Raw genomic sequence first — 13802 nt, forward strand, 5'->3', positions numbered from 1 at the left:
AGTGAACATTACGCCCGATCCCCTGAACTGAAACGGGGTTCGGCAGCACGGTTTGGATCATTTTCCGATGAAGCCGCAACCACCCCACTTCCGGCGGGAACTGCAAGTACCCGCCCTGTGGCCAGCAAAACCACCAGCGATACGGCACCCGCGACGGCCGGCACCGTGAAGCCCCACAGCGCGCCGCCGGCCTCTACGACCGGACCCGCCAGGCCCGTTCCCACCGACGCGCCGACCGTGAACGTCGTCACCAGCCAGGAGAACGCCTCCGTCACCGTCCCGCGCGGCGCGTGCCGGTCCACGATGACGAACGCGCACGCGATGGCAGGCGCCAGGAACACGCCCGCGAGCGCCGTCAGAGCCACCATGGCCACCGCACCCGGCATCAGCGTCAAGGGCAGGTAACACACCGCCAGAAGCGCCACCAGCCCCCGCAGTCGCCGCTCCGGCGTCCCCGCCCACTGCCGCGCCCCGTACACCACGCCACCGAGCAGCGCGCCGAGCCCCAGCGCCGCCATCAGCCAGCCGTACACCGCGTCACCGCCGTGGTCGTCCGCGTACGGCACGGACGCCACCGTGATGGAACCGAGCGCGACACCGATGAACAGGAACGCGCCGAGGAGCGCCAGCAGACCGGGCGACCGCAGCGCGCCCAGCCAGTGCGCCTCACGCGGGGCCGAGCGCCACGCGCGCGAGGGCGGCGACACGACCACCGACAGCGCGCCCAGCACCCCGACCGCGTTCAGCACCAACAGGGCCCCCTGCGCCGACCACACCGACACGCACAGGGTCACCAGCAGCGGCCCGACGGTGAACATCACCTCCTGCGCCACGGCGTCCATCGCGTACGCCGTGTGCACCTGGTCCTCGCGGCGCAGCACCGCCGGCCACAGCGCCCGCAGACCGCCCTCCAGGGGCGGCGTGAAGAGTCCGGCGGCCGCCACCGCCAGGTACGCGAGCGGCAGCGGGTCCGTGCCCACGAAGGCGAAGACCGACATCGCGAGGGCCGAGACGAGCGCCGCGGGCAACTGGACCCGCGGCTGCCCGTGCACGTCGACCAGCCGTCCCAGCAACGGCTGCCCGACGGCGTTGGCGACGCCGTACACGGCGGCCAGCGCGCCCGCGAGGCTGTACGTGCCGCCCTCCGCCCGCACGAACAGCACGATCGCGATGGCGGCCGTGGCGTTGGGCAGCCGTCCGACGAGCGTGCCGGTCAGCAGCCGGGCGGCGTGCTTCGCCCGGAGGATCTCGAGGTATCCCGCGGCCAATGTCCCGCCTCCGTCAGCCGGCCCGAGGCGGGGAGCCACCTCGAGGTTTTACGTATAACGTCTCTCGTCATACGTACCATGTGCGCTGTTCGCCAGTCCAGACGAAGGAGCAGGCCCACGGTGGCACGAGGTAGCACGCGCCCGACGAGCCGTGACGTCGCCCAGGCCGCGGGGGTCTCCCAGGCCGCCGTCTCCCTCGTACTCGGCGACAAGTGGCGCGGCCGCGTCTCCGAGACCACCGCGGAACGCGTACGCGAGGCGGCCCGCGAACTCGGCTACCGGCCCAACCTCGCCGCCCGCAACCTGCGCCTCGGCCGCACCCGCACGGTCCTGCTCGTCGTCCCGGCGCTCACGACGGAGTTCTTCGCCGGCGTCTACACCGGGGCGGCGCGCGTGGCGGCCGAGCACGGCTTCGGAGTCGTCCTCTACCCCTCCCCCGAGGGCGTCGGCCCCGCCCGCGACCCCTTCGCCTCCGCCCAGGCCGCCCTCGACGGCGTCCTGGCCTCCTCCATGGCCGCCGACGCGCTGACCGCCATCCGCGGCGACCAGCTCCCCCTGGTGATGCTGGACAGCGACCCCTCCGGAAGCCTCGGCGCCGCCACCGTCAACCTCGACATCGCCGACGGCGTCCGCCAGGTCGCCGACCATCTGCTGGGCCTCGGCCACCGCCACTTCCTGCACCTCGCGGCCGACATCCCGTCCTGGACCTTCGAGGTACGCGCGCGTGAGCTCGCCGCTCGGGTCGGCGCGGCTGCGGGGACCTCGCTGCGCACCGCCCCCGCCCCGATTTCCATCGACGGCGCCCTGGCCGCCGCGGAGGCGGCGCTGAGCGCTCCGGGACCCCGCCCCACCGCCGTCGTCTGCGACGACGACAAACTCGCGGCCGGCGTCTACAAGGCCCTACGGCGCCTCGGCCTGCGCGTCCCCGACGACGTGTCCGTCACCGGCCTGGACGATCTCGCCCTGGCCACCGCCCTCGACCCCGAGCTGACGACCGTACGACTGGACGCCGAGCTGTTCGGCGAACGAGGCATGCGGGCCCTCCTTGCCGTCCTGGAGGGCCGCACGCCGGACGGCGGGGACATCCCCGTCGAACTGGTCGTACGGGCCTCCACGGCGCCGCCGAACGCCTCCTGAGACGCCCTGCGCCCCGGCCGAATCATCGACCGGGGCGCACAAGGGGTGAAACGCGGGCGGCGTTACTCCTCCTCGGAGCTCTCCGCCTCCGTGGCCGCGCCGTCCGTCTCCAGCAACCGGCCCAGCTGACGGCCCACGATCCGCTTGAACTTGCGCGACTGCGGCCGCGTGCGGTCCAGCACGGCCACCTCCAGGCGCTCGGCGGGAATCTCCCGCTCCGTACCGTTGGTGTCGCGCGACAGGGCCTGTACGGCCAGCTTCAGCGCCTCGGCCAGACTCATGCCCTCCTGGTGACGCTGGTCCAGGTAAGTGCTGATCTGCTCGGCGTTGCCACCGACCGCCACCGAACCGTGCTCGTCCACGATCGAACCGTCGTGCGGCAAGCGGTAGATCTGGTCGCCGTCCGGCGTGGCGCCGACCTCGGCCACCACCAGCTCCACCTCGTAGGGCTTCTCGCCCGCCGAGGAGAAGATCGTGCCCAGCGTCTGGGCGTACACGTTGGCCAGACCGCGGGCGGTGACGTCGTCACGGTCATAGGTGTAGCCACGGAGATCGGCGTACCGGACGCCACCGATCCGCAGGTTCTCGTACTCGTTGTACTTGCCGGCGGCCGCGAAGCCGATCCGGTCGTAGATCTCGCTGAACTTGTGCAGCGCGCGGGACGGGTTCTCACCGACGAACACGATGCCGTCGGCGTACTGGATCACAACGAGGCTGCGGCCGCGCGCGATGCCCTTGCGGGCGTACTCGGCGCGGTCGGCCATCGCCTGCTGGGGTGAGACATAGAACGGAGTCGACACCGGTTATCCGTCCCTTTCTGTCGAAGTCACTGGATCACCTGGGATGAGAACGGGCAACCGCTACAGCAGAGCGGCGCGCGGGCCGTCCGGCTGCTCCAGGCGACGCGCCAGGATCGAACGGGCGATCTCCGACGACTCCTCGTCGGTCAGCCGGCGGAAGCCGTCCTCGGTGATCACGGTGACGATGGGGTAGATCCGGCGCGCGACATCGGGACCACCGGTCGCCGAGTCGTCGTCCGCCGCGTCGTAGAGGGCCTGGACCACGAGAGTCGTGGCCTCTTCCTCGGACAGGTCGTTGCGGAAGAGCTTCTTCATCGCCCCGCGCGCGAAGATCGAGCCGGAGCCGGTGGCGGCGAAGTTGTGCTCCTCGGAGCGGCCGCCCGTGACGTCGTAGGAGAAGATCCGACCCCGGTCCCGGTCCACGTCGAACCCGGCGAAGAGGGGCACGACCGCCAGACCCTGCATGGCCATGCCCAGGTTGGAACGGATCATGGTCGACAGCCGGTTGGCCTTGCCCTCGAGCGAGAGCTGCGCCCCCTCGACCTTCTCGAAGTGCTCCAGCTCGAGCTGGAACAGCTTCACCATCTCGACGGCCAGACCGGCGGTACCGGCGATTCCGACAGCCGAGTACTCGTCAGCCGGGAAGACCTTCTCGATGTCCCGCTGCGCGATGACGTTGCCCATCGTGGCGCGACGGTCACCGGCGAGCACGACACCACCGGGGAACGTCACGGCGACGATCGTCGTGCCGTGCGGGGCCTCGATCACACCCTGCGTCGGGGGCAGCTGCCGCTTGCCGGGCAGCAGCTCCGGCTGGTGATCGGAGAGAAAGTCCATGAAGGACGAGGACCCGGGCGTCAGGAAGGCAGCCGGTAGACGCCCGGTGCTACGAGTGTTGGCTTCCATGGAGTTCCTTCCAGGTAAGCGGCTGCCCGACGAACAGCGTCGGGATCGTCTCCCAACTTGCCGATGGCCGAATTGCAGTTGAAGCACAGTACGCCACGGACCCTACCCGTCTCGTGGCAGTGATCCACATGCGCGGCAGGAGCTTTCAGGCAGATCACGCAGAGGCCCCTCTGGGCGGCCACCATGGCGTCACGTTCGGCTTCCGTCATGCCGTACTGGCGCTTCAGGTGTCCACGGCGCCCCTTGACTGCTTTGCATGCCTTGCAGCAGGTCGCAAGGCCGTCGGACGCTGTCGCGTTGCGGTGCCACTCGCTGTGCGGCTTGATCTCCTCACAGCTGCGGCAGAACTTGTGCCCCTCGGGCGTCTCCACCCGCGGCCGCACGTTCCGGCCCTTCGCGAGTTGGTGAGCCTGGTGATATGCCGCCCAACACTCCCGGCAGTAGGCCTGCAACCCGTCCTTCGCCGCCCTGTTACTGGCGAAGGCCGCCCGTGGCTTCGACTCCCTGCACCGCGAGCAGCTCTTCACCATCTCTTCGCTTGCCAAGTTCAGATCCCCCGTAGCCTTCAATTCAAAGGCTATTCGCCACCCTTCTGAACGAAACTTCGAACGAAGTCCTCGGCGTTCTCCTCGAGGACATCGTCAATCTCGTCAAGAACCGAGTCCACGTCGTCGCTCAGCTTCTCCTGGCGCTCCTTGAGGTCCTCCGAAGCCTGCGCCTCGGGCGCCTGCTCCTCGACCTCCTCCGTGGAGCGCGTCGCCTTCTGCTGGCCGCCGCCGGTGTCCTTGGTCGCCATAACCCTCACCCCGCTCTTTCGCCCGACATGGTCGACAGGTCGGCATTCCTGCCGATCGGTGATGATCAGACCCTACAAGCCGGGTCCGACATCGGCCCCGCAGTTGCCACAACGTACGGGGGCCACCTCGATGATTCCCTGACGGGAGGGTTTCCACCCCGTCGGAGAGGTTGCGTCCGGGTGGTCGTTCAGCCGCCCGAGAGCACCTTGACCAGGTCTTCTGCCGTGCGACAGCGGTCCAGGAGCGCCTTGACGTGATTTCGCGTTCCGCGAAGGGGTTCGAGGGTTGGGACGCGCTGGAGCGAATCCCGACCCGGCAGATCGAAGATCACCGAGTCCCAGGAGGCGGCGGCGACGTCGTCGGCGTACTGCTCCAGGCAGCGGCCGCGGAAGTACGCGCGGGTGTCCTCCGGGGGCTTCGTGATCGCCCGCTCGACCTCGGTCTCGTCCAGCAGGCGCTTCATGCGGCCACGGGCCGCGAGACGGTTGTAGAGGCCCTTGTCGGCCCGTACGTCGGCGTACTGGAGGTCGACGAGGTGGAGGCGGGCGGCGTCCCAGTCGAGGCTGTCACGGCGCCGGTAGCCCTCCATGAGCTCCCGCTTGGCGACCCAGTCCAGTTCGCCGGCGAGGCTCATCGGGTCGTTCTCCAGGCGGTTCAGGGTGTCCTCCCAGCGTGCGAGGACGTCCTTCGTCTGGTCGTCGGCGTCCGAGCCGTAGCGCTCCTCCACGTACTTGCGCGACAGCTCGAAGTACTCCATCTGCAACTGGACCGCGGTGAGCGTGCGGCCACTGCGCAGGGTGACCAGTCGCTTCAGGGTGGGGTCGTGGGAGACCTGGTGGAGGGTCCGGACCGGCTGGTCGACCGCCAGGTCCACCGCGATGAAGCCGTCCTCGATCATCGACAGGACCAGGGCCGTCGTGCCCAGTTTCAGATAGGTCGAGATCTCGGAGAGGTTCGCGTCGCCGATGATCACATGGAGGCGGCGGTACTTCTCCGCGTCGGCGTGCGGCTCGTCGCGCGTGTTGATGATCGGGCGCTTCAGCGTCGTCTCCAGGCCGACCTCGACCTCGAAGTAGTCGGCGCGCTGGCTGAGCTGGAAGCCGTGCTCGTGGCCGTCCTGGCCGATTCCGACGCGGCCGGCGCCGGTGACCACCTGGCGCGAGACGAAGAAGGGCGTCAGGTGGCGCACGATGTCCGAGAAGGCGGTCTCCCGCTTCATCAGGTAGTTCTCGTGCGTGCCGTAGGAGGCGCCCTTGTTGTCGGTGTTGTTCTTGTAGAGGTGGATGGGCTGCGCGCCGGGCAGTGCGGCGGCACGCTCGGCGGCCTCGGCCATGATCCGCTCGCCGGCCTTGTCCCAGAGGACGGCGTCGCGGGGATTGGTGACCTCGGGCGCGCTGTACTCGGGGTGCGCGTGGTCGACGTAGAGGCGTGCGCCGTTGGTGAGGATGACGTTGGCGAGGCCGATGTCCTCGTCGGTGAGCTGGCTGGAGTCGGCGACCTCGCGCGCGAGGTCGAAACCACGCGCGTCCCGCAGCGGGTTCTCCTCCTCGAAGTCCCAGCGGGCCCGGCGGGCCCTGTGCATCGCCGCCGCGTAGGCGTTGACGATCTGGGACGAGGTGAGCATGGCATTGGCGTTGGGGTGGCCGGGGACGGAGATGCCGTACTCCGTCTCGATGCCCATTACTCGCCGTACGGTCATGCGGCCCTCCTTGCCCGGCGGCACCCTCGGTCGTGGGCGCCGCTCAGATACCGGTGGTGCTCCGGCGCGTGTGCGGTGCCCGTCCCCGCACTGCGCGACCCGGCGGTACGGAAGAGCCTAGAACGCCTCCGCGCTGGTGGGGAGATCATTTGCGTCATTGCCTTGCTCCAGCCGTGGCCCGAAAAGCAGTCGGCTGCGGGTACCCGTGGTGGGCACCCGCAGCCGCCCTGTTCTTACAGGTACTGTCCGGTGTTCGCCACCGTGTCGATGGAGCGTCCGGTGTCCGCGCCCTGCTTTCCGGTGATGAGGGTACGGATGTAAACGATCCGTTCGCCCTTCTTTCCGGAGATCCGAGCCCAGTCGTCGGGGTTGGTGGTGTTCGGCAGGTCCTCGTTCTCCTTGAACTCGTCCACGCAGGCCTGGAGGAGGTGGGAGACCCGAAGGCCCTTCTGGTTGTGGTCGAGGAAGTCCTTGATGGCCATTTTCTTGGCACGGCCGACGATGTTCTCGATCATCGCGCCGGAGTTGAAGTCCTTGAAGTAGAGGACTTCCTTGTCGCCGTTGGCGTAGGTGACTTCCAGGAAGCGGTTTTCCTCGGATTCGGCGTACATGTGTTCCACGGCCGTCTGGATCATGCTCTGGACGGTGGTGGTCCTGTCGCCGCCGTGTTCGCCCACGTCCTCGGCATGCAGGGGAAGGCGTTCGGTGAGGTACTTCTGGAAGATGTCCTTGGCCGCTTCGGCGTCCGGACGCTCGATCTTGATCTTCACGTCGAGGCGGCCGGGGCGCAGGATCGCGGGGTCGATCATGTCCTCACGGTTGGAGGCGCCGATGACGACCACGTTCTGAAGGCCCTCGACGCCGTCGATCTCGGCGAGGAGCTGCGGGACGATGGTGTTCTCCACGTCCGAGCTCACGCCGGAGCCGCGGGTGCGGAAGAGGGACTCCATCTCGTCGAAGAAGACGATGACGGGGGTGCCCTCGGAGGCCTTCTCCCTCGCACGCTGGAAGACGAGGCGGATCTGCCGCTCGGTCTCGCCGACGTACTTGTTGAGGAGCTCGGGACCCTTGATGTTGAGGAAGAAGCTCTTGCCGGTGGCCTGACCGGTGACCTCGGCGACCTTCTTGGCCAGCGAGTTGGCGACGGCCTTGGCGATGAGCGTCTTGCCGCATCCGGGAGGTCCGTAGAGCAGGACGCCCTTGGGCGGGCGCAGCTCGTGCTCCTTGAAGAGGTCGGGGTAGAGGTACGGGAGCTCGACGGCGTCGCGGATCATCTCGATCTGTCCGCCGAGGCCACCGATCTGCTCGTAGCCGATGTCGGGGACCTCTTCGAGGACGAGTTCCTCGACCTCGCTCTTGGGAACGACCTCGTAGACATACCCGGAGCGGGGCTCGAGCAGGAGGGCGTCGCCGGGACGGATGACGACGTCGAGGAGCGGCTCGGCGAGCCGGACCACTCGTTCCTCGTCGGTGTGCCCCTGCACGAGGGCGCGCACGCCGTCCTCGAGGATCTCCTTGAGGGTGACGATGTCGCCGACGCTCTCGTACTCCATGGCCTCGACCACGTTGAGCGCTTCGTTGAGCATCACTTCCTGGCCGCGTCGGAGCTCTTCGAGCTCGACGCTCGGGCTGACGTTCACCCGGAGTTTGCGGCCTCCGGTGAAGATGTCGGCCGTGCCGTCCTCGTTCGCCGTGAGGAAGACACCGAAGCCGGCCGGCGGCTGGGCGAGCCGGTCGACTTCTTCCTTGAGGGCCACGATCTGGTCGCGGGCCTCACGGAGTGTGTTCGCGAGTCGCTCGTTCTGGGCGGACACGCCGGCCAGGTTTGTCTGTAGCTCGACGATCCGCTCTTCGAGAATCCTCGTGTGCCGCGGAGAGTCGGCGAGCTTGCGTCGCAGGACGGCGATCTCCTGCTCAAGATAGGCAATCTGCCCGGACGGGTCGTCGGACCCTCGTCCCGGGCGGATGCCGCGGTTCATGTCGTCGTCGTGGGCTGCCACGGTCCTCACCTCCTCCAAGGGGAGCTGGACGCTTCCAGACCCTACCTGGGCGGGTGTCGATTGAAACCCCTAGATCACAAAGACTGTCGGGGTGTGTCCGATCTTCACCCTTGCGCTCTCCCTCACGCCAGGGGAATACCCACCGAACACGGTCCGGAAGCCGCCGAGGGTAGGGTCGAAGTGTTCAACACCCGTCAGAGCCTGCATCGTTCCCTTGCGGCTCGACAGTAAACGGCAGGAGATATGGGCGTGCAGCAGGAGACCGGTGTCGGCAGCGAGGAGCTGGAGGTCTGGATCGACCAGGATCTCTGTACCGGCGACGGGATCTGCGCCCAGTACGCGCCCGAGGTGTTCGAGCTGGACATCGACGGCCTGGCCTATGTCAAGAGCGCCGACGACGAACTGCTCCAGGCCAAGGGCGCCACGACCCCGGTGCCGTTGCCGCTGTTGACGGACGTGGTGGACTCGGCACGGGAGTGTCCGGGCGACTGCATTCATGTGCGACGCGTTTCGGACAGCGTCGAGATCTACGGTCCGGACGCGGAGTGAGCTTTCGCACGCGGACTGTGACGCCTGTCTGATTTCTCACAGGACCGATGGCCCGGATCAGACGCTGTGGGCGCCCGCGGGAGTCGAGCGGATGAACCTGTCGTCCTTCCACTGCCACTTGGCGCTGTCCTTCACGTCGGGGCAGCAACTGGGTACGTCGGCCGTGGAGTAGCCGAGGAGCGTGGCGAGGACGGCGCCGTCGGTGACGGAGAGGCTCGTGACGGTGTTGCGGGCCTTGGGGTCGACGAGGGTCGCGACCACGCGCGCGTGCGTGCCGTCCGCGCCCTGGGTGAGGACGTAGACGCCGTCGGGCGGGGTTCCCATGGGGGCGTCGCAGTGGACCACGGCGACGGTTTCCGGGGCTCCGTCGCCGTCGAGGTCGCCGCTGGCCTTCTTGACCACGAGGGCCTGCACGGGGCCGCATTCGAGGGGGAAGTCGACACCGGTGGTGGCGGGGGCCGCGGTGGTGACGGGGGCCGGCTTGGCCTCCGGGCCGGCCGCCTGGGCGGCTGTCGCGGGTTTGGGCTGGAGAAGTGAGGAGAGGGCGACGACGCCGGCGAGAGCGGCGGCGGTCGCCACCCAGTGGATCGGCCGGGTGTGGGTGTGTGCCAGTTCCGGGAGGGCGGATTGCTGCACTGGCAGTGTCTCCTGTGGTGGCTGTGCCGGTGGGGGTGGGGGATTGGCCAGCATCGTGCCACACGTCACAGGGTGGGGGAACGGCGGGGTACGGGATATCGGACGTGGATATCGCACGTGCCACCCTTCGATGCCCAGCCGTGCCGACCACTGTCCGAGCGGTGCCGGACCGGTGCCGGGCAGGTGTCCGGTCGACGCCAACGACAAGGCGCCGCGGCCGAGTTCCGGGTCGGTCCGGGAACTCGGTCACGGCGCCTTGTCGTTGAACGCTGTGCTGGGGCGGCGTCAGCGGCCGCTGCCTCCGTCGGCGTTGGGGCCGGTGTAGTCCTCGCCGTAGGCACCCTTGGCGGGGCGGCGGCGGCGCATCGGCGGCTCGACGCCGTCGGCGAGGCGACGGGCGGTGAGCAGGAAGCCGGTGTGGCCGATCATCCGGTGGTCCGGGCGGACCGCCAGGCCCTCCACGTGCCAGTTGCGGATCATCGACTCCCAGGAGGTCGGCTCGTTGAAGGAACCGATCTCGCGGATGGACTCGACGGTGCGGGCGAGCTGGGTGGTGGTGGCCACGTAGCAGCACAGGATGCCGCCGGGCACGAGCGCCTTGGAGACGGCCTCCAGGCACTCCCAGGGGGCGAGCATGTCGAGGATGACGCGGTCGACGTCCGTGTCGGACAGGTTGTCCTGGAGGTCGCCGACGGTGAGCTGCCAGGCGGGGTGCGGGCCGCCGAAGTAGCGCTCCACGTTCTGCTGGGCGATCTCGGCGAAGTCCTCGCGGCGCTCGTAGCTGTGCAGCATGCCCTGGTCGCCGATGGCGCGCAGCAGGAAGCTGCTGAGCGAGCCGGAGCCGACGCCGGCTTCGACGACGCGGGCGCCGGGGAAGATGTCGGCGAAGGCGAGGATCTGCCCCGCGTCCTTCGGGTAGACGACGGCAGCCCCGCGGGGCATGGACAGGACGTAGTCGGGGAGCAGGGGGCGCAGCGCGAGGTAGGCGACGTTCCCGGTGGTGCGGACAACGCTGCCCTCGGGAGCACCGATCAGTTCGTCGTGGGGGAAGGAACCCTTGTGGGTGTGGAAGTTCTTCCCGGCCTCGAGCGTGAACGTGTAGTGGCGGCCCTTGGGGTCGGTCAGCTGAACCTGGTCCCCGACCTTGAAGGGCCCGCGCCTGCGGGCGGCACCGGTCGGTTCGGACATGTGAACAGCCTACCGGGGTTTGCCGGGGCCGCCGACCACGGGGACGGCCCGGCTAGGACGGCCTGGCCATGGCCTTGACGAAGGCGCGCTCGACGTCGGCCGCGGACAGGACACCGAAGATCTCGCCGGTCTCCTCGACCACGAGGTACTCGGTGGCGGGCGTGGCGCGCAGGACGTCGAGGAGGTCCTCGCCGGCCAGCTCGGCGGAGACGCGCATGCCGTCGGTGAGGTCCTGGGCGAGGCCGCTGACGGCGACCCAGGGGCGGCGGTGTTCGGGCACCCCGACGATGGCGGCCTCGCGGACGAGGGAGAGGGGTTCGCCGTGGGCGTCGACGACGACGAGTGCGCGGGCGCCGGCGTCGTTGGCGCGGCGCAGGGCCTCGGAGAGGGGGGTGTGGGTCTCGACGGGGACGGCACGCCGGGTGAGGGTGCGGGCGCGCAGTTCGGGGAGGTGTTCGCGCAGGCGGGCCATGCGCAGGCTGTTGCCGGCGCCGGTCCAGATGATCGCGGCGAGGATGGCCGCGAGGAGGGCGTCGGTGACGGTGTCCATGCCGACGCTGTCCTCGGCGCTGGAGCCGAGGGCGCCGGACTGGGTGAGCAGGGGCAGGCCGATGAGGACGGAGACCGCGAGGGCGCGGCCGACCCAGGCGGCGGCGATGGTGCCGTTCATGGGCTTGCCGGTGAGCTTCCAGACGACGGCGCGGAGCATGCGGCCGCCGTCGAGCGGGAGGCCGGGCAGGAGGTTGAAGATCGCCACGATGAGGTTGGAGATCATCAGGCCGGCCAGCAGGACGCCCGGGACGGTGCCGGGCTCCACGGGCTGCATGGCGAGGTAGAAGACGCCGGCGAGGACGAGGGAGAGCAGCGGGCCGACGAAGGCGAGCCAGAACTCCCGGCCGGGGGTCTCGGCCTCCTTCTCGATCTCGGAGACGCCGCCGAAGAACTGGAGCTGGATGCGGCGGACCGGGAGCTTGAAGCGGAGGGCGGCGATGGTGTGGGCGAGTTCGTGGATGAGTACGGAGGCGTAGAAGGCGACCGCGAAGAAGAGGGAGACGAGGTAGCGGATGGCGCCGAGTTCGGGCAGCACGCGGTCGAGCTGGTTGCCGAAGACCCAGGTGATGAGGGCGGCGACGAGGAACCAGCTGGGCGCGACGTAGACGGGGACGCCGAAGGGGCGGCCCATGAGGAGGCCGCCGCGCGGCTGCTCCGGGGGGCGCTGGGGCGGGGGGCCCTTGGGGAGGGTCGGGGCGGGGGCGGGAGGTGCCGGTTGCCCGGCCCCGGTGCCCGCCCCGGTGCCGGCACCGGCCTCGGACCGGGTCCCGGTTTCGCTCTTGCCGTCCCCGTTCGCACCGGCCGCGCTGTGGTCGTCGTCGCCGGGTGCCGAGGGACCCTGTGGAGCGTCACCGCCCTCGGCGGGAGCGGCTTCGCTCGGCGTCGGGGCCTCGGACGTGGTCGGCGCGGGTTCCGTGTCGGGCGTGGCCGGGCCGGGGGTGCCGGGGTCCGGGGTCTGCGCGAGGTCGGTGGCCGGAGACGCAGGTGTCGCGGGGTGCTCGGCCGACTGTTCGTTGTCCGGCCGCGGTCGCCCGGTCCCGCCGCTTTCCACCACGGTGTCCCCTCGTCGATGCGTCTCCCGCTCGTGCAGGGCGGAAGGGTCTCGGACCGATGGTATGCGGCGGTCGTGACGTGTTCCGCCCCGGCACCCCCCGTGTTTCCCCGGTCGTCGCCGGTGTTCGGGACGAGCCGGGGTGCGCGGGCTGGGTGACTGTCAGTGGTGGGCCGTAAGGTCTGGGGTCATGGAGAGCAGCAGCGAGGACGTCGCCCGGGTGGACGACGGCGGTGTCGTGGAGGATCCGGCGCACACGGAGGCGAGCGCCCCGGAGGCGGTCGCCCCGGAGCCGGTCGTCCCAGGGGCGGTCGTGCCCGAGGCGGTGGCGACGGCCGTCGCCGCCAAGGCGCCCGCCTCGCTCTCGCCCTCGCGGGCCGGTGACTTCATGCAGTGCCCGCTGCTGTACCGGTTCCGGGTGATCGACCGGCTGCCTGAGAAGCCCAGCCCGGCGGCCACGAAGGGCACGCTGGTGCACGCGGTCCTCGAGCGGCTCTTCGACGCGCCGGCTGCCGAGCGGACCGCGCCGCGGGCCAAGTCGCTGATCCCGGGCCAGTGGGACCGGCTGCGGGAGACCCGGCCGGAGGTCGTGGAGCTGTTCGCCGACGATCCGGAGGGCGAGCGGCTGGCCGGCTGGCTGGTGGAGGCGGAGCGGCTGGTCGAGCGCTGGTTCACGCTGGAGGATCCGACACGGCTGGAGCCCGCCGAGCGGGAGCTGTTCGTCGAGGCGGAGCTGGAGTCGGGGCTGCGGCTGCGCGGGATCATCGACCGGGTCGATGTCGCGCCCACCGGCGAGGTGCGGATCGTCGACTACAAGACCGGCAAGGCGCCCCGGCCGGAGTACGCCGAGGGCGCGCTGTTCCAGATGAAGTTCTACGCCCTGGTCGTGTGGCGGCTGAAGAACGTCGTCCCCCGGCGGCTTCAGCTCGTGTACCTGGGCAGTGGTGACGTGCTGACGTACGACCCGGTCCTGGCCGATCTGGAGCGGGTCGAGCGCAAGTTGCTCGCACTGTGGGAAGCCATCCGGCTGGCGACGGAGACGGGTGAGTGGCGGCCCCGGCCCACCAAGCTGTGCGGCTGGTGCGACCACCAGGCGCACTGCCCGGAGTTCGGCGGCACTCCCCCGCCGTATCCGCTTCCCGTGACGCTGCCGGTGAGGGCGGCGGAATCCGAGGGCGGGGCTCAGGGCAGAATGGGGCCGGGCTAAAGAAGGAGACAT

The 13802-nt window shown here is 69.7% G+C and carries 13 protein-coding genes; 3 read left to right on the plus strand and 10 right to left on the minus strand.

Features of this window, described 5'->3' with window-relative positions; translation table 11 throughout:
* Nucleotides 1-8 precede the first annotated feature (8 nt).
* The gene (locus G9272_RS10190) at nt 9-1268 is read right to left on the minus strand and encodes an MFS transporter (RefSeq protein ID WP_171396247.1); all 1260 of its coding nucleotides are present in this window, start codon (nt 1266-1268) and stop codon (nt 9-11) included.
* A gap of 120 nt (nt 1269-1388) precedes the next feature.
* Here G9272_RS10190 and G9272_RS10195 point away from each other — a divergent pair, with 120 nt between their 5' ends.
* Nucleotides 1389-2405: a LacI family DNA-binding transcriptional regulator gene (locus tag G9272_RS10195; RefSeq protein ID WP_171396248.1), complete on the plus strand. Its 1017-nt coding sequence runs from the start codon at nt 1389-1391 to the stop codon at nt 2403-2405.
* A gap of 62 nt (nt 2406-2467) precedes the next feature.
* Here the strand turns inward: G9272_RS10195 and prcA are convergent, their stop codons facing one another.
* From prcA to arc, 6 genes are all read right to left on the minus strand, one after another.
* The gene (gene prcA, locus G9272_RS10200) at nt 2468-3205 is read right to left on the minus strand and encodes a proteasome subunit alpha (RefSeq protein WP_171396249.1); all 738 of its coding nucleotides are present in this window, start codon (nt 3203-3205) and stop codon (nt 2468-2470) included.
* Nucleotides 3206-3265: 60 nt separating this feature from the next.
* Nucleotides 3266-4111, minus strand: coding sequence for a proteasome subunit beta (prcB, locus tag G9272_RS10205; RefSeq protein WP_171396250.1), 846 nt, complete (start codon nt 4109-4111; stop codon nt 3266-3268).
* Nucleotides 4063-4641: an endonuclease VII domain-containing protein gene (locus tag G9272_RS10210; RefSeq protein ID WP_171401935.1), complete on the minus strand. Its 579-nt coding sequence runs from the start codon at nt 4639-4641 to the stop codon at nt 4063-4065. The genes prcB and G9272_RS10210 overlap by 49 nt, the downstream gene beginning before the upstream one ends.
* 47 nt (nt 4642-4688) lie before the next feature.
* A complete protein-coding gene (locus tag G9272_RS10215; RefSeq protein WP_020128324.1) occupies nt 4689-4907 on the minus strand; it encodes a ubiquitin-like protein Pup in 219 nt (72 codons plus the stop codon).
* Nucleotides 4908-5095: 188 nt separating this feature from the next.
* Nucleotides 5096-6607 carry a depupylase/deamidase Dop gene (gene dop, locus G9272_RS10220; RefSeq protein WP_171396251.1) on the minus strand — a complete coding sequence of 504 codons (1512 nt, stop codon included), beginning with the start codon at nt 6605-6607 and terminating at the stop codon, nt 5096-5098.
* Nucleotides 6608-6840: 233 nt separating this feature from the next.
* A complete protein-coding gene (gene arc, locus G9272_RS10225) occupies nt 6841-8607 on the minus strand; it encodes a proteasome ATPase (RefSeq protein ID WP_020665692.1) in 1767 nt (588 codons plus the stop codon).
* A 243-nt stretch (nt 8608-8850) separates the two neighbouring features.
* Between arc and G9272_RS10230 the strand changes: the two genes are divergently transcribed.
* On the plus strand, nt 8851-9156 hold the full coding sequence (locus G9272_RS10230) for a ferredoxin (RefSeq protein ID WP_171396252.1): 306 nt from the start codon (nt 8851-8853) through the stop codon (nt 9154-9156).
* Between the two features lie 57 nt (nt 9157-9213).
* Here the strand turns inward: G9272_RS10230 and G9272_RS10235 are convergent, their stop codons facing one another.
* The 3 genes from G9272_RS10235 to G9272_RS10245 form a co-directional block, all read right to left on the minus strand.
* On the minus strand, nt 9214-9792 hold the full coding sequence (locus tag G9272_RS10235; RefSeq protein WP_171396253.1) for a hypothetical protein: 579 nt from the start codon (nt 9790-9792) through the stop codon (nt 9214-9216).
* Nucleotides 9793-10077: 285 nt separating this feature from the next.
* Nucleotides 10078-10980, minus strand: a complete 903-nt coding sequence (locus G9272_RS10240) for a tRNA (adenine-N1)-methyltransferase (protein ID WP_046261810.1) — start codon at nt 10978-10980, stop codon at nt 10078-10080.
* A 52-nt stretch (nt 10981-11032) separates the two neighbouring features.
* Nucleotides 11033-12586, minus strand: a complete 1554-nt coding sequence (locus G9272_RS10245; RefSeq protein ID WP_171396254.1) for a site-2 protease family protein — start codon at nt 12584-12586, stop codon at nt 11033-11035.
* A 187-nt stretch (nt 12587-12773) separates the two neighbouring features.
* Here G9272_RS10245 and G9272_RS10250 point away from each other — a divergent pair, with 187 nt between their 5' ends.
* Nucleotides 12774-13790, plus strand: a complete 1017-nt coding sequence (locus G9272_RS10250) for a RecB family exonuclease (RefSeq protein ID WP_171396255.1) — start codon at nt 12774-12776, stop codon at nt 13788-13790.
* Nucleotides 13791-13802: the final 12 nt, after the last annotated feature.

The organism is Streptomyces asoensis (assembly GCF_013085465.1).
GTDB classification, from domain to species: Bacteria; Actinomycetota; Actinomycetes; order Streptomycetales; family Streptomycetaceae; genus Streptomyces; species Streptomyces cacaoi_A.

Bases quoted from the DNA above. Each gene is read 5' to 3' on its own strand.
- prcB (WP_171396250.1), bottom strand. From the start codon at position 4,111: ATGGAAGCCAACACTCGTAGCACCGGGCGTCTACCGGCTGCCTTCCTG.
- G9272_RS10210 (WP_171401935.1), bottom strand. From the start codon at position 4,641: ATGGTGAAGAGCTGCTCGCGGTGCAGGGAGTCGAAGCCACGGGCGGCC.
- G9272_RS10215 (WP_020128324.1), bottom strand. From the start codon at position 4,907: ATGGCGACCAAGGACACCGGCGGCGGCCAGCAGAAGGCGACGCGCTCC.
- dop (WP_171396251.1), bottom strand. From the start codon at position 6,607: ATGACCGTACGGCGAGTAATGGGCATCGAGACGGAGTACGGCATCTCC.
- G9272_RS10230 (WP_171396252.1), top strand. From the start codon at position 8,851: ATGGGCGTGCAGCAGGAGACCGGTGTCGGCAGCGAGGAGCTGGAGGTC.
- G9272_RS10240 (WP_046261810.1), bottom strand. From the start codon at position 10,980: ATGTCCGAACCGACCGGTGCCGCCCGCAGGCGCGGGCCCTTCAAGGTC.
- G9272_RS10250 (WP_171396255.1), top strand. From the start codon at position 12,774: ATGGAGAGCAGCAGCGAGGACGTCGCCCGGGTGGACGACGGCGGTGTC.